15 protein-coding genes are annotated in these 20,579 nt (G+C 69.6%); 4 read left to right on the top strand and 11 right to left on the bottom strand.

Translation table 11 applies throughout. From position 1 onward, the window contains the following. Positions 1–82 precede the first annotated feature (82 nt). A complete protein-coding gene (locus tag U0177_RS26395) occupies positions 83–952 on the bottom strand; it encodes an alpha/beta hydrolase (RefSeq protein WP_409573670.1) in 870 nt (289 codons plus the stop codon). A gap of 136 nt (positions 953–1,088) precedes the next feature. On the opposite strand from U0177_RS26395, the gene U0177_RS26390 reads away from it, so the two are divergent. The 4 genes from U0177_RS26390 to U0177_RS26375 all read left to right on the top strand — a co-directional run bounded on the left by U0177_RS26390 (position 1,089) and on the right by U0177_RS26375 (position 8,571). Then, a complete protein-coding gene (locus tag U0177_RS26390) occupies positions 1,089–4,472 on the top strand; it encodes an alpha-mannosidase (protein ID WP_409573669.1) in 3,384 nt (1,127 codons plus the stop codon). Between the two features lie 14 nt (positions 4,473–4,486). Beyond that, positions 4,487–5,617 (top strand): ArgE/DapE family deacylase, encoded by a 1,131-nt coding sequence (locus U0177_RS26385; RefSeq protein WP_409573668.1) that lies wholly within the window; start codon positions 4,487–4,489, stop codon positions 5,615–5,617. A 40-nt stretch (positions 5,618–5,657) separates the two neighbouring features. Continuing rightward, positions 5,658–6,992 (top strand): alpha-glucosidase/alpha-galactosidase, encoded by a 1,335-nt coding sequence (locus tag U0177_RS26380; protein WP_409573667.1) that lies wholly within the window; start codon positions 5,658–5,660, stop codon positions 6,990–6,992. A gap of 88 nt (positions 6,993–7,080) precedes the next feature. Continuing rightward, positions 7,081–8,571: an alpha-N-arabinofuranosidase gene (locus U0177_RS26375; RefSeq protein ID WP_409573666.1), complete on the top strand. Its 1,491-nt coding sequence runs from the start codon at positions 7,081–7,083 to the stop codon at positions 8,569–8,571. Positions 8,572–8,964: 393 nt separating this feature from the next. On the opposite strand, the gene U0177_RS26370 is transcribed toward U0177_RS26375, so the two are convergent. The 10 genes from U0177_RS26370 to U0177_RS26325 form a co-directional block, all read right to left on the bottom strand. Beyond that, the gene (locus U0177_RS26370) at positions 8,965–9,555 is read right to left on the bottom strand and encodes a TetR/AcrR family transcriptional regulator (RefSeq protein WP_409573665.1); all 591 of its coding nucleotides are present in this window, start codon (positions 9,553–9,555) and stop codon (positions 8,965–8,967) included. Then, positions 9,552–10,142: a GNAT family N-acetyltransferase gene (locus U0177_RS26365; protein ID WP_409573664.1), complete on the bottom strand. Its 591-nt coding sequence runs from the start codon at positions 10,140–10,142 to the stop codon at positions 9,552–9,554. The genes U0177_RS26370 and U0177_RS26365 overlap by 4 nt, the downstream gene beginning before the upstream one ends. A 468-nt stretch (positions 10,143–10,610) precedes the next feature. Then, positions 10,611–11,852, bottom strand: a complete 1,242-nt coding sequence (locus U0177_RS26360; RefSeq protein WP_409573663.1) for a glycosyltransferase family 87 protein — start codon at positions 11,850–11,852, stop codon at positions 10,611–10,613. Next, positions 11,852–12,820 (bottom strand): hypothetical protein, encoded by a 969-nt coding sequence (locus tag U0177_RS26355; RefSeq protein WP_409573662.1) that lies wholly within the window; start codon positions 12,818–12,820, stop codon positions 11,852–11,854. The genes U0177_RS26360 and U0177_RS26355 overlap by 1 nt, the downstream gene beginning before the upstream one ends. Positions 12,821–12,852: 32 nt before the next feature. Continuing rightward, complete coding sequence (locus U0177_RS26350) at positions 12,853–14,133, bottom strand: glycosyltransferase 87 family protein (RefSeq protein ID WP_409573661.1); 1,281 nt, start codon at positions 14,131–14,133, stop codon at positions 12,853–12,855. A gap of 354 nt (positions 14,134–14,487) precedes the next feature. Continuing rightward, a complete protein-coding gene (locus U0177_RS26345) occupies positions 14,488–15,738 on the bottom strand; it encodes a glycosyltransferase family 39 protein (RefSeq protein WP_409573660.1) in 1,251 nt (416 codons plus the stop codon). A gap of 30 nt (positions 15,739–15,768) precedes the next feature. Continuing rightward, positions 15,769–17,334 (bottom strand): glycosyltransferase family 39 protein, encoded by a 1,566-nt coding sequence (locus U0177_RS26340; RefSeq protein WP_409573659.1) that lies wholly within the window; start codon positions 17,332–17,334, stop codon positions 15,769–15,771. Further along, complete coding sequence (locus U0177_RS26335) at positions 17,315–18,832, bottom strand: ArnT family glycosyltransferase (RefSeq protein WP_409573658.1); 1,518 nt, start codon at positions 18,830–18,832, stop codon at positions 17,315–17,317. The genes U0177_RS26340 and U0177_RS26335 overlap by 20 nt, the downstream gene beginning before the upstream one ends. Further along, positions 18,829–19,809, bottom strand: coding sequence for a lysylphosphatidylglycerol synthase transmembrane domain-containing protein (locus U0177_RS26330; RefSeq protein WP_409573657.1), 981 nt, complete (start codon positions 19,807–19,809; stop codon positions 18,829–18,831). The genes U0177_RS26335 and U0177_RS26330 overlap by 4 nt, the downstream gene beginning before the upstream one ends. 3 nt (positions 19,810–19,812) lie before the next feature. Beyond that, a complete protein-coding gene (locus tag U0177_RS26325; RefSeq protein WP_409573656.1) occupies positions 19,813–20,532 on the bottom strand; it encodes a class I SAM-dependent methyltransferase in 720 nt (239 codons plus the stop codon). Between the last annotated feature and the right edge of the window lie 47 nt (positions 20,533–20,579).

Raw genomic sequence — 20,579 nt, 5'->3', positions numbered from 1 at the left:
GCTTGCTCCTTTGGCGATCAAAACGGGCCGCATGCCAGGTCAGCATGCAGCCCGTGTACAATACCATAGCCGATGGCGCGGCTCAACTCGCGCGCGCGGCGCGCTTGATCAGCCGGGCAACTGCGCGCGGCCGGGCGATCGGCGAGGCGTGGCTGCACTCGATCTCGATCGTCTCGGCGCCAATGCGCTTGGCCATCCAGCGCTCGGCCTCGGGCTGGATCACCCGATCTTGCGTCGATACCTGGTACCACGAGCGCAGGGTGCGCCACGCCGGCGCGATCTGCAGCGGCTCGCCGAATGCGCCGACGGCGATCGGCCGCTGCGTGGCGGCGAGCACGGCCGCGCGCTCGGCGTCGATGTCCTGCACAAAGCCAGCCCCGAAGTTCGCCCGGTCGAGATACACCAGCGTCTGCGGGTTGTCGAACGCGCCGTCGGGCCTGAAGAACTGCCCGGCGAACGCCGGGCCGTACTGCTGGCCGAACTGGTTCACCAGGCCAAACAGGCTCTCGCCCTCGTCGAGCGCGAAGCCCGCAAGGTACACCAGCCCAACCGCATTCGCCAGGCCGCTGGCCGCGCCGCTGATCACCGCGCCGCCATACGAGTGTCCCACCAGCAGCGCAGGCGCCGCCAGGTCGGCTACGAACTTGCGCGTGGCTGCGATGTCGGCGCTGAGCGAGCCGAGGCCCACCGCCGGCGCCACGACGGTGTAGCCGTCGTCTTCAAGCGAGCTGATTACGCGCCCCCAGCCGCTGCCGTCGGCCCAGGCGCCGTGTACCAGTACGATGATCGGTTTTGCCGTGTTCTCAGTCATTGATTTCCCGCTTTCTGCTGCCTGCGCAGTGCTTCCCAAACTTGCCGCGCCGGCCAGCCCGGCCGCCAGCGCGGCGCCGGCTCCCATGATCACGCGCCGCCGCGAGATCGCGCCGCGACGCGCGTGTTCGCCCTGTGCCATTGTGCCCTCGCTACCCTGGCCGCGCTACTCGCGCGACCTGCTAGCATCCTACACCCCCGCCAAAGGACAAAATGTCCGGCGCGCTCTGGTACAATAGCGCTGCCTCCCGGAGCCGCGACATGTGCTGGAGTGTTCCATGTTTTTCACCGCCGAAAAGTTAAGCCTGCGCATCCCCGAGATCATCGCCGCCGCGACGCGCGATACCCGCCCGGTCGAAGGCGTGCTGGCCTGCGTGGCGCCCGGCGCGCCCGCCGAGAGTACCATGGCCGCCGCACCCGATCCCGATGCTCCCGGCTGGTTCGCGCTGGCGCCCGGTATGCCATGGGGCGGCGCGCCGGGCCTGCCGCCCGATGCGCCGCAGCCCTCGATCGGCTGGAACATTCCGGCGAATGGCGGCGGCAACCACTGGCTGCGCGCCACACTGGCCGTGCCCGACGAGTGGCGCGGCCGCCAGGTGCTGCTTGCGCTGAGCTGGGAGGATCGCGGCCTCGCCGGCAGCGTCGAGGCGATCGTCTACCTCGACGGCCGCGCGCTCGCCGGGATCGACGAGTTTCACCGCGCGGTGCTGCTGCCCGCCACAGCCCACGACGGCACGCACGAGCTGCTCATCCGCTGCTACACGCCGTACCGCCGGCCTTTTGGCGGCCTCGGCCTGCAGCTGCGCGACGAGACGATCTTTCAGCTTGGCTGCGCTATGCGCGCGATGCTCGAGGCTGCACGTACTTTTCGCGACGCCGACCCGGCCGGGCACGCGCTGCTGGCGCGCCTCAACACGGCGTATACACTGCTCGACTTGCGCGAAGGCTGGCAGAGCGCGCGCTTCGCCGAGTCGGCCCGCGCCGCGCTGCACGCGCTGGCCCTAGAAGCCGGCGAGGCGCAGCCGCCGCAGCCGGCCGCCAGCTCTGATATCACCGCTCCCACGCTCGTCGCCACCGGCCACGCGCACCTCGACGTCGCCTGGCTGTGGCCGCTGTGGCGCACCCGCCAGAAAGTCGCGCATACCGTCGCCACCGCGCTGCAGCTGATGGAGCGCTACCCCGAGTACCATTTCAGCATGAGCCAGCCGCAGGTCTACGCCTTTCTGAAGGAGGACGACCCCGAGCTGTACGCGCGCCTCAAGGCCCGCGTCGCCGAAGGCCGCTTCGAGCCGGTGGGTATGATGTGGCTCGAGCCCGATTGCAACGTCACCAGCGGCGAATCGCTTGTGCGCCAGCTGGTGCACGGCGCGCGCTTCTTCAATGCCGAGTTCGGCGAGCAGCCACACGTGGTATGGCTGCCCGATGTGTTCGGCTACAGCGCGGCGCTGCCCCAGCTCATGCGCGGCTGCGGCATCAGCTGCTTCATGACGACCAAGATCAGCTGGAACCAGTTCAACCGCATGCCCAACGACACCTTCCGCTGGCGCGGTATCGACGGCAGCGAGGTGCTGGCGCACTTCGTCACCGCCACCGATAGCCCGGTCAAGCACGTTTCCGAGGCGCAGTTCTACACCTACAACGCCATGATGACAGGTGGCGAGGTGTTCGGCACCTGGAACCACTACCGCCAGAAGGCGATCAACCCCGAGCTGCTGTATGTCTACGGCCACGGCGACGGCGGCGGCGGCCCGACCGAGGGCATGCTCGAGGCTGCGCGGGTGCTGGCCAGCGTGCCGAACTTCCCGCAGGTGCGGCCCGGCCGGGTCGACGCATTCTTCGCGCGGCTGTACGAGCGCGTGTGGGACGATCCGCGCCTGCCCACCTGGGTTGGCGAGCTGTACCTCGAGTTCCATCGCGGCACCTACACCAGCCAGGCCCGCGTCAAGCAGGCCAACCGCGCCAACGAGCTGCGCCTCCGCGAGGCCGAGTGGCTCAACGCTTGGGCCGTCTCGCTCGGCGCCGCCGATCGCCAGCCCGACCTCGACGCCGCCTGGCGTCTCATCCTGCTCAACCAGTTCCACGACATCCTCCCCGGCTCCAGCATCGCGCAGGTCTATGTCGACAGCCTCGCTCAGCACGACCACGCCCGCCAGATCGCCGACGACGTGCGCGCCTCCGCCTGCGCGTTCCTGCTCGCCCACGCCACAGCCGCTCCCGAGGACACATCGCCCGCCCTCCCGGTGGTCTGGAACAGCCTGCCCTGGCCGCGCGACGAGTGTGTCGCCGTGCCCGCCGCGCTGCTGCCGCACCCGCCCGCCACCGCGCAGCGCGTCACCTCCCCCGAGGGCGAGCCCTACATCCTGCTGCCGGTGCACGTTCCGCCCTCCAGCGCCACGCCGCTCGACAGCGCGCTCGCGCTCGCCGAAACCGCCGCGCCGCCTGCCGAAACCGCCGCGTCGCCTGCGGATGCACCCGTGCCGCCTGCCGAAACCACTGCGCCGCCTGCCGAAACCGCCGCGCAGCCACCAGAAACCACGCTGTCACCTGCCGAAACCGCCGCGCAGCCACCAGCAACCACTGCGCCACGCGCCCACGCCGCCGCGCACCCCGCAGCACCACTCCGCGTCACTCACAGCACCCTCGCGAACGACCTGCTGCACCTCCAGCTCGACCACCACGGCGAGATCGTATCGCTCGTCGACCGCCGCGCCGGCCGCGAGCTTGTCCTTCCCGGCCACACCCTCAACCAGCTCGTCGCCTACGAAGACCGCCCCCTCCGCTGGGATGCCTGGGACATTGACCTCTTCTACGAAGAAAAGCCCGACCCCGTCCGCGACATCCTCGCCTGGGAGGTCAGCGAGACCGGCCCGCTGCGCGCCAGCATCACGATCACCCGCCGCCTCGGCGCCAGCACCATCCGCCAGCGCCTGAGCCTCTGGCGCGCTAGCCCGCGCCTCGACATCCACACCACCGTCGACTGGCACGAGCGCCAGACGCTGCTGCGCGCGCGCTTTCCGCTCCAGCTCAACGCCACGCGCGCCACCTGCGAGATCCAGTTCGGCGCGGTCGAGCGCCCGACGCACCGCAACACCGCGTGGGATGTGGCGCGCTTCGAAGTCTGCGCGCAGCGCTGGGTCGATGTGGCGGAAGGCGACTATGGCGTGGCGCTGCTGAACGACGGCAAGTACGGCCACAGCCTGCAGGGCAGCACGCTCGGGCTGTCGCTGCTGAAGGGCGCGGTGTTTCCCGACCCGGACGCCGACCGGGGGCGGCACGCATTCACGTACAGCCTGCTGCCGCACGCGGGCGACTGGCGGGCGGCGCAGGTGGAGCGGCGGGCGTACGAGCTGAACGTGCCGCTGTGGGTGGCAGGGGCGGTGCGGGCGCCTGCAGCGGGGCCGGGCTGGTTTGTGCGCTGCGCGGCAGGCAATGTGGTGGTGGAGACGGTGAAAGTGGCCGACGACGGCGAGGGGATCATCGTGCGGCTGTACGAGGCGCACAACACGCGCGGCGAGATCGTGCTGGAGTTCGGGCGGGCGGTGGCGCGGGCGGACGAGACCGACCTGCGGGAGCGGCCGCTGGCGCCGCTGGCGGTGGAGGGCAGCCGCGTGCGCCTCGCCGTGCGCCCCTGCGAAGTCAAAACCCTGCGCGTTCGCTTCTAGCGGAGGAAAAGCCTATGGATACTGCTACACGGCTGCTCGCCGACCTCGTAGCGATCGACTCGGTCAACCCCGATCTGGTGCCTGGCGGCGCGGGGGAGGGCGCAATCGCGCGCTTCATCGCCGGCTGGCTGGCCGAGGCCGGCCTCGAAGTATGGCTGGATGAAGTGCGCCCCGGCCGGCCAAACGTAATCGCGCGGGCGCGCGGCAGCGGCGGCGGGCGTACGCTGCTGCTGAACGGCCACATCGACACCGTTGGCGTCGCGGGCATGGCCGCGCCGCACCAGCCGGCCGTGCGCGATGGCCGGCTATACGGCCGTGGCGCCTACGACATGAAGTGCGGCGTGGCGGCGTGCATGCTGGCCGTGGCCGCAGCGCAATCGCGCGGCCTGCGCGGCGACATACTCTTCACCGGCGTGGCCGACGAAGAGTACGCTGGCCTGGGCACGCTCGACGTCGCGGCGAAATACCGCGCCGACGCCGCGCTGATCGCCGAGCCGACCGAGCACGAGCTTGTGGTGGCGCACAAAGGCTTTGTGTGGCTGGAGATCGAGACGCAGGGCGCGGCAGCACACGGCTCGATCCCCGGCGCAGTCGACGCGATCGCCCAGATGGGCGCGGTGCTAACCGAGCTGAGCGCGCTCAACCGGCAGCTGCTGGCCGGCCCCGCGCACCCGCTGCTCGGCAGCGGCTCGCTGCACGCCTCGCTGATCAGCGGAGGGCAGGAGCTGTCGTCGTACCCGGCGCGCTGCGTGCTGTCGATCGAGCGCCGCAGCATCCCCGGCGAGTCGCCCGCGCAGGCCGAGGCCGAGCTGGCCGCGATCGTCGAGCGCGTGGCCGCCGCAGACCCGAGCCTGCGCGCGGTGGTGCGGCGCGGCGTCGACCGGCCACCCATGAGCACGCCATCCGACGCGCCGCTGCCGCTGCTGCTGCGCCGGCACGCCGCCGAGCAGCTCGGCCACGACGTGCCGGTGACCGGCGTGCCCTACTGGACCGACGCAGCCTCGCTGGCGGCGGCCGGCATCCCCACGGTGCTGTTCGGGCCGTGCGGCACGGGCGCGCACGCCGCCGAAGAATGGGTCGACCTTGAGAGCGTGCGCCAGTGCGCGGCGATCTACACGCGCGTGATCGAGTCGTTCTGCGCCTGACGCAGATACACGCCCGGCTGAAAGAGAAAGCAGGCACCCCATGGCCAAGATCACCCTGATCGGCGCGGGCAGCGTCGTGTTCACGCGCAACCTATGCAGCGACATCCTGCTCACGCCGGCGCTGCAGGGCAGCACGATCAGCCTGATGGACATCGACGCCACGCGGCTGGCGCAGGCGCGCGACCTGGTACAGGCGCTGATCGACACGCGCAAGCTCACGGCGCGCGTCGAGGCCACCACCGACCGGCGCGCGGCGCTGCAGGGCGCCGACTATGTGATCACCACATTCCAGCAAGGCGGCCTCGAGGCCTACGCGCTCGACATCGAGACGCCGCGCCGCTACGGCATCGAGCAGTGCGTCGGCGACACGCTCGGCCCCGGCGGGGTATTCCGCGCGCTGCGCACCATCCCGGTGCTGATCGAGCTGGGCCGCGAGCTTGACGCGCTGGCACCCGGCGCGCTGCTGCTAAACTATGTCAACCCAATGGCCGCAAACTGCTGGGCCTACGACCGCGCCACCGGGCGGCCGCACGTAGGCCTATGCCACAGCGTGCAAGGCACCAGCGAGATGCTGGCGCGCTGGATCGGCGTGCCCTACGAGCAGGTGGTGTTTCGCTGCGCCGGGATCAATCACCAGGCGTTCTTTCTCGAATTCCGCCGTGGCAGCGAAGACCTGTACCCGCGCCTCCGGCAAGCGATTGACGACCCGGCGATCTACGGCCAGGAGCCGGTGCGCATCGACATGATGAAACACTTCGGCTACTTCGTCACCGAGTCGAGCGGACACGCCAGCGAGTACGTGCCCTACTTCCGCAAGAGCGCCGCGATGGTGAACGACGAGCTGGCGCCACGCTTCGCCAACAGCAACGACGGCTGGTTCGACTACGGGCGCACCGGCGGCTACCTGCGCCACTGTGTCGAGCGCCAGGCGCTGGCGCAGGGCGAGTTCGCCGCGCTGATCGCCGGCAGCAAAACCCCGCCGGCCGAGCGCACCCACGAGTACGGCTCGCGGATCATCGAGGCGATCGAGATGAACCAGCCGCTGCGGATCAACGGCAATGTGCCCAACCGCGACCTGATTGCGAGCCTGCCGCCGGGCTGCTGCGTCGAGGTGGCCTGCCTGGTGGACGGCAGCGGCATCCAGCCGACGCGCGTGGACGGCTACCCGGCGCAGCTGGCCGCGCTCAACCGCACAAACATCAACGTGCAGGAGCTGATCGTCGAGGCGGCGCTCGGCGGCCGGCGCGAGGCGGTATATCACGCCGTCATGCTCGACCCGCTGAGCGCCGCAGTATGCACGCTACCGCAGATCCACGCGCTGGTGAGCGAAATGCTAGCCGAGCAGGCGCGCTGGCTGCCGCAGTTTTCGCACTGAGCCGCGACGAACATCAAGCGCCGCAGGCAAACGTGCCGCATTGAGAGGCCGAACAAGGCAACTGCGTACAATCACAGGAGTAGAACCCATGCTCGACACCACGCTCGCCATCCAAACCGAAACGCCGCTCGGCATGATCTCGCCGCGCCTGTACGGCCACTTCGCCGAGCACCTCGGCCGCTGCTGCTACGACGGCATGTGGCTCGGCAACCGCAGCGGCGATGTTCCGCTGCAGAACGGCTTCCGCGCCGATGTGCTGGCCGCGCTGCGCGCGCTGCCGGTGCCGCTGCTGCGCTGGCCCGGCGGCTGCTACGCCGACCACTACCACTGGCGCGATGGCATCGGCCCCGCCGCCGAGCGCCCGGTGCGCCTCGGCATGTCGTGCGGCCTGCAGGTGGAAGACGACAACAGCCTGGGGACGCACGAGTTCCTGTGGCTCTGCGCCCAGATCGGCGCCGAGCCCTACCTGGCGGGGAATGTCGGCAGCGGCACGCCGCAGGAGCTGTGCGACTGGATGGAGTACTGCAACACGGCGGTGCGCACCACGCTCGGCCGGATGCGCGCGGCCAACGGCGCGCCCGAGCCGTTCGGCGTGCGCCTGTGGGGAGTCGGCAACGAGAACTGGGGCTGCGGCGGCAACTACGACGCCGCCAGCTACGCGCGCGAGTATGTGCGCTACGCCACCATGCTGCGCCACGTCGACCCATCGGCCGAGCTGGTGGTGTGCGGCTACGACGACAGCTGGAACGCCGCGCTGCTGACGACGATCGGCCGGCATATCGCCATGGTCGACCACATCTCGATTCACTGCTACTGGGTGAACGGCGGCCCCGAGACCGAGTTTGGCGAGGCCGAGTACTACGCGCTGCTGGCCGAGGCCCACGCCACCGAGGCGTTTGTCGAACGCACCGCCGCGATCCTGCACGACGCCACCGGCGGCCTGCGGCGCGTCGGCATCGCGCTCGACGAGTGGGGCGTGTGGCACCCCGAGGCGCGCACCTGGGGGCCGAGCACCAGCCTGCCGCGCATGCCGGTGACGTACGAGCAGGCCAACACGCTGCGCGACGGGCTGGCGGCCGCTGTCGCGCTCGAAGGCTTCCATCGCCAGTGCGGCGTGCTCTCGATGGCCAACCTGGCCCAGGTGGTAAACGTACTTCAGGCGCCGGTGATGACCGATGGCGCGGCGATGTGGCTCACGCCCACCTACCACGCGCTGCGGCTGCATGCGCCGCACATCGGCGCCACCGCGCTGCCGGTCGCCGTCGAGCACGGCACCAGCCTAGACGACGGCGCCAGCGCGGTGAGCGCCTGCGCCTCGCGCTCGGCGGCCGGCCTGGCGGTAACGCTGATCAACCGGCACTACAGCCAGCCCGCCAGCGTGCGGCTGCGTTGCGGCGGCGCGTCCGGCGACATGGCCGGGCTGCTGCTGGCATCGGCCAGCCCACGCGACGGCAACAGCGCGGCGGCGCCCGATCGGGTCGCGCCCGCGCCGATAAGCGCCACGCCCGACGGCGCAGGCGCCTGGCGCGTCGAGCTGCCGCCACACTCGCTGGCCACGCTCGCGCTCACCGCAGGCTGATACGCTCTTCGCTTGATCACTTTAAGAGGTTGTTTGAAAGGGGAAGTGCGAAGGGCACAGCCCCTCGCACTTCCCTTCGGCGGGTGGCGGCCACGAACGTGGCCGCCACCCGCCAGAAAAAGTGGATACTCGAGGGACGAGGTCCCTCCAAACCACCCTTTTCAAACAGCTTCTAAGACTTACGCAGTTGGCGTACTCAGCCTTCGGCAGAGCCGTACTTTCTCTTTGGATGTGTCCATTTTCCGCGCTCCGCGCGGAAAATGGACACACGATGATCAAAAACCTCCATGCTGCCGCAGGCACCATGCACGGCTTTGGGAAGTCGAACAGCGCAGCTGCGTAATTCCTACACTTATTAGATTGGGGCAGAGAGCCGTTCGGCGGGAGCGCAGGCTAGCTCGCGGGCGCGGCGATATACGGGGCGAGCACCTGCATCATCAGCTCGATGCCGCGCTCGAACTGAGCCTCTTCGACCGGAACGCCGCTCACTTCGACGCTGGGCAGCCAGTACTCGCTGAGCAGCCAGCACAGATCGGCGACGCGCTCGACCACGGCAGCGTCGCCCGTCGAGCGCAGCACGCCGGCGGCCACGAACTCGCCGAACAGCGCGTGGAAGCCGGCGAACCCGCGCGCGCGCACCTCGGCCCAGCGCCGCTGCAGCAGATCGTCGCGCCGCAGCAGCGCGATCAGCTCGCGGTAGATAAAACGGTACTCCCAGCTCATCACGAAAGTCGCGCGCACCAGCCCCATCAGATCCTCGAGCGACGGCAGCCGGTCTTGCGGCAGCGCATACAGCTTGTCGGTGTAATCGAACTGCTGCTCGAACAGCGCGCGGATGATCTCTTCTTTGTTGCGGAAGTGATAGTACAGATTGCCAGGGCTGATGCCCAGCGCCTCGGCGATGTGGTTGGTCGATATTGCCGCGGTGCCGGACTCGTTGAACAGCCGCAGCGCGGTGGCTAGAATACGCTCGCGCGTCTTCATGGGCGCGCCTCGTGGCGCCGCTCCCAGTCGGCCTGGAGCAGCGAGAACACCGCCGTATCGGTGAAGCCCGCCTCGGCGACATCGAAGTAATTCTCGCGGAAGTAGCCTTCTCGCACGAAGCCAAGCTTTTCGAGAACGCGGCGCGAGCCGATATTGGCCGGGTGGATCTGCGCCTCGACGCTGTGCAGACGCATCGTGCCGAAGCCAAAGCCGAGTATCGCCGCGAGCGCCTCGGTCATCACGCCCTGGCCCCACCACTCCGGCGCCAGCTCGTAGCCCACCTCGGCGCGCGCGTGCGGCACCAGCAGCCGCCAGAAACCGCAGCTGCCCACTAGCGCGCCGCCCGCGCGCGGCGCAATCATCCAGCGGATGCCGTTCCACTCGCGAAAAGACTGCTCTAGCGCCTGCACATGCTCGTCGGCCTCGGCGGGCGCGGTCATCGGCAGCCGGCCGAAGTAGCGCGTCACCCGCGCATCGCTCATGATCCGGAAGATCGCCGGCGCGTCGCCGGGCTCGGCCGCGCGCAGAATAAAGCGCTCGGTTTCAAGCTGTGGGAAAGAGGCGAAGGTTGCCGCCAGATCGATCATACATTCCCTCGGTAGGCCAGGTAACGGCGGCTATGATAGCATATCTGCGGCGGCTCACGGCTCATATCACATCCGGCTGATCACTTAGAGCCTATTTGAAAAGGGGTGCGCGAGGGGCATAGCCCCTCGCACTTCCTTCTGGCGGGTGGCGGCCACATTCGTGGCCGCCACCCGCCAGAAAAAGTGGATACTTGGGAGGACTTCGTCCCTCCAAACCACCCTTTTCAAACAGCTTCTTAGGGACTCGGAAAGTCCACAGCATCCCGCTTGGTGGTGGCTCGGGCGGCAAAGCCGCCCCCGAGATGCTTCTTCACGCTGTGGCAGAGCGGCGGCTCTGCCACAGCGCGAAAACGAATACCTTTGGAGGATCTGCGACCCTCCAAACCTCCCGCTGGATGATGATCAATTTCCAAATCCCTTACTGTATGCTGGGGGTTCGGAGCGGCAATGCCGCCCCGAAAATAGGGATCAAACGGAGTTGGCATCAAGCGGCGCCTGCTCGCGACGCGCCAGCCAGGCCAGCAGGCCGGTGCAGAGCAGCAGGCCGTAGAACGCGGGCGTGAGCAGCAGCAGCCCGAAACCAATATGCAGCCGATTGTACAGCCAGGGCTGCCAGTCGGTCCAGGCGGGCGGCCAGCACACCAGCGCCGCGCCAACGACCAGCCACGCGCGCGCGCGCCTGTCTGGCCGCAGCTCAAGCGCGCGCACGGCCGCCAGCAGCGGCAGCAGCAGTACCACAAAGGTGTACGCGCCATTCGAGGGCGAGATCAGCATCATGGCGCACAGCCACGCGCCAAAGCGCAGCTGCTCGGCCAGCGCAGTGGTGGGGCCGCGGCTGGCCCACGCGCACAGCGCCAGCGCCGCAGCAGCGCAGCCGAGCGTCAGCAGGCGCGCGAGCCAGGGCACATCGGCGATCGGCACCCCGTAGTCGCTCGCGGTCAGCAGCCGGCCCCAGAAGCCGTAGAGCGAAATATTATGCTCGCCGAAGTATGGGTAATCGCGCCCGAGCACGACTTTGCTGAGGTAGTTGCTATAGGGCGCTGGGCCGTGCACCAGCAGCGACAGCGCCACGAGCAGCGCGCCGGCCACCAGGGCGCGCGCCAGCACGCCGCGCCGCCGCAGCAGGAAATAGCCGCTCAGCGCCGCCGGGTAGATCTTCACCAGCGCCGCCAGCGCCAGCAGCGCCGCGCTGGCCCACGGCCGCCTGCGCGCCAGCGCGAGCGCGCCAACCATCACCAGCGCCATCAGGATGCTCACCTGGCCCAGCTGCAGGCTCAGGCGCGTAGGCGGGGCCAGCAGCGCCAGCAGCGCCAGCACGCCCCAGTAGCGCCGCGCCAGCGCCGAGCCGCTGAGCCGCACGCAGGTGGCCAGCAGCACGGCCAGCATCAGCACATTCAGGCCGAACCACACCAGCTGCGCGGCGCGCAGCGGCAGCCAGCCCAGCGGCAGGATGAGGTAGGCGAACAGCGGCGGGTACACATAGGCGACCGCCGGCTGGTTGCCGTGGATCAGGAAGTACGGGTCGCCATAGCGCGCGATCGCGGCCGCGCCCTGCCAGTAGAACTGGAAGTCGTCGGGGTCGGGCGCCAGCGTGAGGCCGATCAGCGCCACCCACAGCAGCGCCAGCGCCAGCCCCGCGCGGTTCAGCAGCCGCGCCCGCCGCGCGCCGGCCGCCTCGTCTGGCGCAAGCGTGGCCTCGCGCGAGGCCATCAAGCCACCTCGCCGCGATTGGCAGCGGCACGCGCGGGCGCAGGCAGGCGCTTCGTGCCGCCCGCGATCATCCAGGCCGCCAGCAGGTGGCCGCACAGGATCCACGGCAGCAGCACCAGCGAGGTGCCACCGGCTAGGTCGAGCTGCATTGGGCCTTGCAGCACGCCGGCCAGCGCCAACCCGGCCAGCGTCCAGTTATCGGGGCGCGGGCGCAGCGCCGGCATCAGCGCCACCATGCTGTAGAAGCTCGTCTGTGGGAAGGCGCCGGCCGCCAGCCACCACTGCCAGCCGCCGCGCCGGCTGCTGTACCACAGCCAGGCCGCCAGCGCGAACAGCAACACGCTGAAGCCCTGCCAGGCGCCCATCTGCAAGATCCGCGCGTGGTAGGCCGGCAGCGACAGCAGCCACTCGCGCCAGATCCCAGGGTTCACCAGCGTTGGCGGCAGCGCCAGCAGCAGCGTGCCCAGCAGCAGGCCGCCCCACAGCCGCGCGCGCAGCGGCGACTGCCGGTCGCCCCACAGCAGCCACAGCACCGGCGCAATCGCGGCCTGCGGCTTGGTGAGCGCCCAGGCGAGCGCCAGGCCCCACAGCCAGCCGCGCTGCGGCGCGCGCGCGGCAGCCCACACCACCAGGATGGCCATGAATGTGCTCTGGCCCTCGACCAGGTGCAAAATCAGCGGCGACCAGCAGATCAGCAGCAGCTGCGAGCGCTGCGTCTTGCGGATCAGCAACCACCACAGCGCCAGCTCGAGCAGCGTCCATAGGTAGTAGCCGGCCGCGCCCAGCGGCACGAACAGCGCCAGCCACGGCAGCGCGGTGGGCGGGTAGGCGAACGCGCCCGGCCCGAAGCGCCCGAAGGTATCCGAAGCGAGGCGCGCGTACGGGCTCTGCCCGCCCAACCACGCCTCGGCTCCGGCCATGAAAATGCGCCAGTCGATCTGAAAGATCGATCGCAGCAGGTCAAGCATAGCTGATTCCTCGGTAGATATGCCGATCGGCGTTACGAAGCTCGCCGGCGCAGGCTGGCCAGCAGCGTGGCGGCATAGCCGCACAGCATCACCCACACGCCAACTGCATAAAAATGCACCCACGGCGGCATCTGCCGCAGCTGGTAGGCGCGCTTCAAGTTGACAAACACCAGCTCAGTCGGGAAGAGCGACAGCGCCAGCGCCGCGATCATCAGGCCGATCGCCCAGCCGCGCCAGCGCCCGGTGTCGGCGCGGGCCTCGCGCCAGATGTAGCCGAAGGGCATCAGCAGAAAGATAAACGCGTGATCCCACGTCAGCGGCGCCAGCAGCGCCATACCGCACACACACAGGCTATAGCCGGCCGCCAGGTCGTCGGCGCGGCGCTGGCGCCACAGCGCGTAGGCCAGCAGCCCGCCCGCCAGGGCATACAGCAGCGCGCGCAGCGGCGGCTCGAGCCAGGGCATTGCGAAGAACGGCCGCACCTCGGCGCTGCCGACAAACAGCCGCATGCTGATGCTGGCCAGCGAGGCATTGCGCAGGTTGGGCATCCACTCGGCAGCATTGGCCGGCGCCACGCGCGTGAAGTAATCGGCCCACTGCTGCGGCCCTGCCGCCGCCAGCGCCAGCATTACCAGCGCCGCCCCGCCCAGCACGCGCCAGCGCCGGCGCAGCAGCGCGTAGGCCAGCAGCAGCGCCGGGTAGATCTTCAGCACGGCCGCCGCGCCCAGCAACGCCCCGGCCAGCCACGCGTACCCGCGCCGCTCGCACCACCACGCGCCGGCAACCAGCGCCAGAAGCAGGATGGTGAACTGCCCGTCATGCAGGTGCAGCCACACCGGGTACCAGTTCAGCAGCAGCAGCGGCCCGATCAACCGCCACGGCCCACCGATCGGCAGCGCCAGCTCGCGCGCCAGCAGCCCGGCTGCGCCAAACAGCAGCACCACCGACCCGAGCGTCCATAGCAGCGCCGCCAGAGGAAACGGCAGCAGAGCCAGCGCCGCGAACACGAGCGCCGTCGGCGGCGGATGCACATTCTGGCGCATTCCCACGCCATACTCCTCGTGCACGCCCAGCGCCGACACCTCGGCCGGCGCGATCGGCGCATAGATATCGCCGCCCGCCAGCAGCCGCTTCCCGGCAATATAGTCCTGCTGGATGTCCATGCCGCTCGACACAATCTCGCCCCAGGCCAGCAGCACCTGCAGCGCGCCCAGCACGCACAGCGGCGCCACGATCGCCCACAGCAGCGCCGGCCGCACGCGCATACGCGGCTGCGCCGAAACATCGTTAGGCTGTGTAATCGTCCCGCTCATAACCTTCGTGCATCGCCCAAACGTCACTATTGGCGGGCGCGCGCGAGGGGCATAGCCCCTCGCATCTCCTTTCTGGCGGGTGGCGGCCACGAATATGCCGCCACCCGCCAGAAAAAGTGGAAACTTGAGGAGACGAAGTCCCTCCAAACCACCCTTTTCAAACAGCTTCTAAGGGGCTTGGAAATCGGTCATCATCCAGCGGGAGGTTTGGAGGGTCTGCGACCTTCCAAAGATATTCGTTTTTCACGCTGTGGCCGAGCGGCGGCTCGGCCACAGCGCGAAAGAGCATCTGCGGGGCGGCAAAGCCGCCCCCAGGCCTCCCACCAAGCGGGATGCTGTGGGCTTTCCGAGTCCCTACGGAACAAACGCCAGCCGCATATATGCTTCGCTGATATACACCCACAGCAGCGCGTTGGCGCAGACGATCAGCAGCGCAACCCGCCGCGAGCGGGCCCACACCGCCAGCTGGATGAACAGCGGGAAGATGATCGTAAAGCGGCGGATAATGCCCATGTACGGCCACAGCGGGTACACAATCGACAAGTTCATGATCAGCAGCACAGCGCTGTAGATCGCGTACGAGCGCCGCGCGCGCAGGATGGTGTAGCACGTCAGCACCACCGCGATCGCCATGATCTGCGTGTTGAAGATCAAGAAGAAGTATGGCTTGGTGCGGATCTGCTCGATCGCCAGCAGCAGGTTCTCCCACGGCCAACTGAAATATTCGCCCCAGGTGTCGCGGTACGACGGTGTCACCAGCAGCGTGTCGATAACCGAGAACGGGTTCGCCAGCGAGACCCCCAGGTCGCCGAGGGTGGCGCGGTACAGCAGAAACGCGGCCAGGCCGAGCGGCACCAGCGCGACCCCCGCCAGCGGTCGCACGAGCACCCGCCAGCGCCACGCGCGCACGCTCGCGCCATGCTGCTGCCACAGCTCCCACAGCAGCGGCAGCGCCACCGCGGCGCCAGGCTGCTTGGTGAGCGCCGCGCCCGCGCCAGCCAGCCCAGCCAGCAGCCAGCGCCCGCGCCGCGCCGCGTAGATCGCACCGACGACGCACATCAGCAGCAGCGACTCGGTGTATGGTATCAGAAATGAGAACCCCAGCGGGCTGCCCAGCAGAAACAGCGTTGCCCGCTGCGCCGTGCCTTCATCGTGGTCGAGCAGCACCAGGCGATACAGCAGCATCAGCATCACCACGCAGCACACCTGCGCGATCAGCCAGCCGGCCAGCGCGTAGTTCGCGGCCAGCACCCGGCCGAGCGCGGCCATCAGCAGCGGGAACAGCGGGTGAAACGCGGTGCTGCCAGGCTCGCCATAGCCGCGCTCGGCGATGCGCATATACCAGTTGACATCGTAGCGCACGGTCGGCGCGATCAGCAGCCGCTGCAGCCACGCGCCGAGCCCGCCCGCGCCCACCGGCCACAGGCCGATGCTGCGCTCTTCCGGCAGCTTCGGGTAGGCCAAGCTCACCCACGCGCCCCATATGCTGAGCAGCACGCGGTAGCCCACATACAGCTGCAGCGCCCACAGCCACGATCGGTCGATCCGCGCCAACCGGGCGCCGCTGCGCGCGCTCAGCTGTGGCTCTGTAACAAACCGCGACACACCCGCCTCCTCGATGTAGTAGTAGATTGGCTAGCGCACCCGCTGGTAGATCACATACTCGCCGAATGTTTGCACCGCGCGGAAATCGCCGCGCTCGATCGCCGGCTGGTACAGGCGGTTCTCGCGCGCGAACTGCCCCACCACCAGGTAATCCGGGTCGGCCGCGAGCGCGTCGTAGTCGATCGCCACGTCCTGGTGCAGCAGGCTGCGGCGGTTCAGCTCGACGTGCAGCTGGTCGGGCGGGAAGTGGTACGGCCGATCGAGCAGAAAGTGCAGCTCGCTCTCGTACGTTTCGATCCGCGCCGCCGGCGGGGTTGCGATGTTGAGCCAGGCCGCGGCCTGCTGCGCCGACTGGTCGGTGTTGTTCAGGTAGTAGCGATTCAGCGTGAATAGCGTGATCATCACCATCAGCGGCAGCGCCAGCAGCGCCAGCCAGGTGGACATTCCGCGCCGGCTGAAGCGGCCGCGCAGCACCCCGGCCGCCTGGGCCAGCGCCACGCGTGCGTCGAAGCCGCCGGTTATGTCGTGCAGCAGCGCCGCCACGAACACACTGCCGAAGAATGTGGCTGGGTACAGGTAGCGCGGCACGCCCACCGACAGCAAGGTGTACCACGCCAGCCAGCTGCCGGCCATGCCCAGCAGCGCCAGCCGCAGCAGGTCGCGCGGCCAGGCTTCACCGCCCGGCTCAGCCGCAGACAAGCCAATCGCCCGCACGCCCAAAGCCGCGTAGATCAGGCCGAACAGCGTTGGCAGCGCCAGCAGCAGGGTCATGCGCAGGGCCACCGCCCGATTGAACGAAGTGAGCACAAACGCCATCACCTCATACAGCCCGCTGATCGGCACCAGCGGCAGTGTGTGCCCGGCCAGCAGTGCGCCGCGCAGCCAATCGACCCCGCGCGCCGCCAGCAGCGCGCCGGCCAGCCCCACGGCAATCAGCGCCGCGTCGGCCCAGCGCCGCCGCAGCAGTGCCGCCAGCAGCGGCAGCGCCAGCGAGGCCAGCCAGAACGGCTGGGCCTGCAGCTTGGTGGCGAGCGCGAGGCCCCAGCAGAGCGCCGCCGCCAGGATCCATGCGCGCCGGCCGCGCAGCGCCGCCAGCAGCGCCAGGTAGCCCAGCAGCAGCTCCATGAGCATGGGCGTCTCGGCGAGCACCTGGCGGCCGTTGAGCAGCGGGTGGAGCTGCGGGTGCATCGGCGTCAGCAGCAGCACAAACAGCGCCGCCCAGGCCACGCGCCGGTTGTACAGCCGGCGCGCCAGCTCGAACAGCAGCGCCAGCGCCGCGGCCAGAAACAGCACGCCGGCCAGCCGGCCCTGCCACAGCCCAACGCCAAACAGCCGCATACCCAGCGCCACCGGGGCGGTAACGCTGATGGCCGCCTCAAGGCCCGGCGGCGCCGGCTGGCCAAGCTGCAGGCGCCCATACAAACCACGCTCGACCCAGCTGCGCGCCACCGAGAGCGTCCAGCCCTCGTCCCACCACATGCCCGGCCCGGCCAGGTTCCACAGGCCGGCCAGCAGCGTCAGCAGCGCCACGAACATGCTATCGCCAAGCTGGCGTAGCGCCAGCGACGAAGCCCGGTTAGCCGCGTATGCGCTCATAGATCTCGTACACGCCATCTCTGCGGATCAGCCGAAACGATCGATCCGAAATAATCGCGTTGTATAGCCCCGAGAACTGCCCGAACAACCCGACGACAACGTAGTCGGGGGCCAACGCCAGCGGGTCGTAGCCGAGCGGCACGTCGCGGCCGAGCAGCACGCGCTGGTCGATCGCCACGTGCACCTGGTCGGGCGGGAAGTGGTACGGCCGATCGAGCAGAAAGTGCAGCTCGGTCTCGTATGTTTCGATCCGCGCGCCGGGCGGCGTCTGCGTGTTCAGGAAGGCCGCCGCCTGCATGGCCGAGCCGTCGGGCGCGGCATAGCCGCGGCCCAGCGCCAGCACCCCGCTCGGCAGCAGCGCCGCCAGCAGCGCCAGCGCCAGCAGCCCGCCCAGCGCCGGCCGGTTTGGCCGCCGCGCGCGCAGCGCCGCCGCCACGCGCCCGATTGCGGCGCGCGGGCTGCCGCCGGATAGCCGCGCCAGCAGTTCGCCGGCAAACAGGCTACCAACAAACGTCGCCGGCAGCAGGTAGCGGATCCAGCCGATCGAGAAGCCGGCAAACCAGGCCATCCAGCTGGCCGCGAACAGCAGCAGCGCGCAGCGCACGATCGCCGCCGGGCTGTCTAGCCGCAGCCGCTCGCGCCATGCGAACTGCCACAGCGCCACGGCGATGCCCAGCAGCTGCGGCAGCGCGTACACCAACACGGTGCGCAGCACCACCGGCCGCAGCGCCAGCGACGGCACCAGCGCCGTCACCGACACCAGGCCGGGCAGCGCCACCGGCGGCAGAGTATGGCCCGCCACCAGCGCGCGCTGGCCGGCGACCAGCGCGTAGCCGCCAAACCACGCGCCCGCCAGCGCCGCCGCAAGGATCGCGGCCGGCCGCCAGCGCCGCTGGAGCAGCAGCAGCGCCAGCGGCAGCAGCAGCGACACCAGCACGAACGGCACGGCCTGAAGCTTTGCCAGCAGCCCGAGCGCCAGGCACACAATCGCCAGCGGCAGGCCGGCGATCGGCCGGCGCAGCGCCAGCAGCAGGCTGGCATACCCGGCCAGCAGGTAGCACAGCATCGGCAGCTCGGCCAGCACCTGGCGGCCCATCAGCAGGCCGTTCAGTTGGCCGTGCGGCGGCAGCAGCAGCAGTGACAGCGTGGCCCAGGCGGCAGCCCGGCCATGCAGCCGCCGCGCCAGCTCGAACATCAGCGCCAGCGCGCCGACCGCGCAGAGCACAATCGGCAGGCGGCCCTGCCACACGCCCACGCCGAACAGCCGAAAGCTCAGCGCCACCAGATCCGTCACCGGAAAGGCCGCCTCGAGGCCCGGCGCCGCTGGCTGGCCAAGCTGCAGGCGCCCGTAGAATCCGCGCTCAACCCACGTGCGCGCCACCGAGAGCGTCCAGCCTTCGTCCCACCACGGGCTGGCCGCGCCCAGGCCCCACAGGCCGGCCAGCAGCAGCAGCCCGGCCACCAGCACCGTCGGCGCCGCCCGGCGCGCGCGGCTCACTGGCGCACCTCGGCTTCGAGCGCCGGCCGGCCCAGCAGCAGCGCGCCGCCGCTCAGGCTGATCAGCAGGCCCAGCAGGCGCACCGCCAGCGCCAGGCTGAAGCTCGTCGAAGCCGCCACGCCGTAGCTCGCCAGCACCAGCACATACACGCCTTCGACCACGCCCATACCGTTGACGGCGATCGGCAGCAGCAGCGAGAGGCTGCTGAGCGCCACGAGCCACACTGCCGCTGGCCAGGGCGCGGCCACGCGCAAGGCCGCCAGCATCGCCCAGATCGCCGCCACGATCCACAGCTGCGCGAACGCCGAGATAGCGTACGCCGCGCCTAGCCGCACCAGCCACTGCCACGCGCTCCAGCGCGGGAACTCCCAGCCACGCAGCCGCGCCGCCAGGCGCGGGCGCAGCCCTGGCAGCGCCCACACCGCCAGGCCGCACAGCGCCAGGCCACACAGCGCCAGCGCGGCAAGGTTCAAGCGGCCAAGGCCCACCCGCAGATCGGCGCCGGGCCGCAGCCCATCCGGCAGGCCTGCCAGCAGCCCGAGCACCACCAGCACGCTCAGCGCCGCCAGGCCTACCAGCCGGTCGAGCAGCACAGCCAGCATCGCCCGGCCCAGCGCCACCGCCCGGCTCGAAAGCGCCACCCGCACGCCGTCGCCGCCGATACCGGTGGGCAGGAAGTTGTTGCTGAACAGCCCGATCGCGTACCAGCGCGTCAGCGCGCCGAGGCCCGGCGCCGGCCGGCCCAGCAGGTACCGCCAGCGCAGCACATTGATCGCGTGGTTCACCAGCAGGCATACCACCGCCAGCGCGATCATCTCCCAGCGCATCTGGCGCAGCAGCGCGGCTACGCTGGCCCACTCAACCTGCCGCAGCAGCCACAGCATCAGGCCGGCGGTCACCAGCGCCTGGAGCAAGCGCAGCCCTACGCGCCACCACGCCGCGCTCGGCCTCTCGGGTTGTCGCAGCAGCTCGCTCATCGCTTAGTCGGCTCGCTCGGCCAGCACAAAGATCTCGTCGCCGCGGCGCGATGAGTTCAGCAGAAACAGGCCGTAGATCAGCTGCGACAGCAGCTTGCGGCCCGGCCCGAACGCGCCGGTGGTACCCTGGCTGTTGGTCATGTCCAGAAAGTCGCGGTACAGCGGCGAGTAGAACGGGAAGCCCCACTCGACCACGCGGCGCACGCGCAGGCCGCTCTGCTCGACTTTACCAACCAGCTCGCCGGGCGCGTAGTTGCGCACGTGGCCCACCTGGGCGGGCTCGAAGCGGCGCATGCGCCCCTGCACCGTCGAGATCACCAGGTACTTGCCGGTCATCGCAGCGATATGCCGCAGCGCGCCAAGATCGTCGGGGATATGCTCGAGCACCTCGCTGCACACGATCAGGTCGAAGCGCTCGGGCAGGTGCTCCTTGGTGGCGTCGAGCACCCAGAAGGCGCCGCCAGGCACTTTCTTGCGCGCCAGCTCAACTGCCGAGGGCGAGATGTCGGTACCGTATGGCTTGATCTGCGGGAATTCAGCGCGCAGCTCTTGCAGAAACGAGCCCTGTCCACAGCCCACATCCAGCACCGATGTAAACGCCAGCGGGCGGATCAGCCGCGTGATATTGCGCCGGATGTGCCGCGACATCGGGCCGTACTTCTTCATGTCGTCCCACTTGCTGTCCCAGCCCTGGTTGTACTGCTCGACGCTCATCTCGTGCATTGGGAGGCTCCTTTGTCGATATTCGTGCCGCGCCTGGGAACGCTCTC

This window comes from Kouleothrix sp. (assembly GCF_046328425.1).
Classification (GTDB): domain Bacteria; phylum Chloroflexota; class Chloroflexia; order Chloroflexales; family Roseiflexaceae; genus Kouleothrix.
Note: the sequence above shows the minus strand (reverse complement) of the source record. Positions and strands in the feature narration are given on the sequence as shown.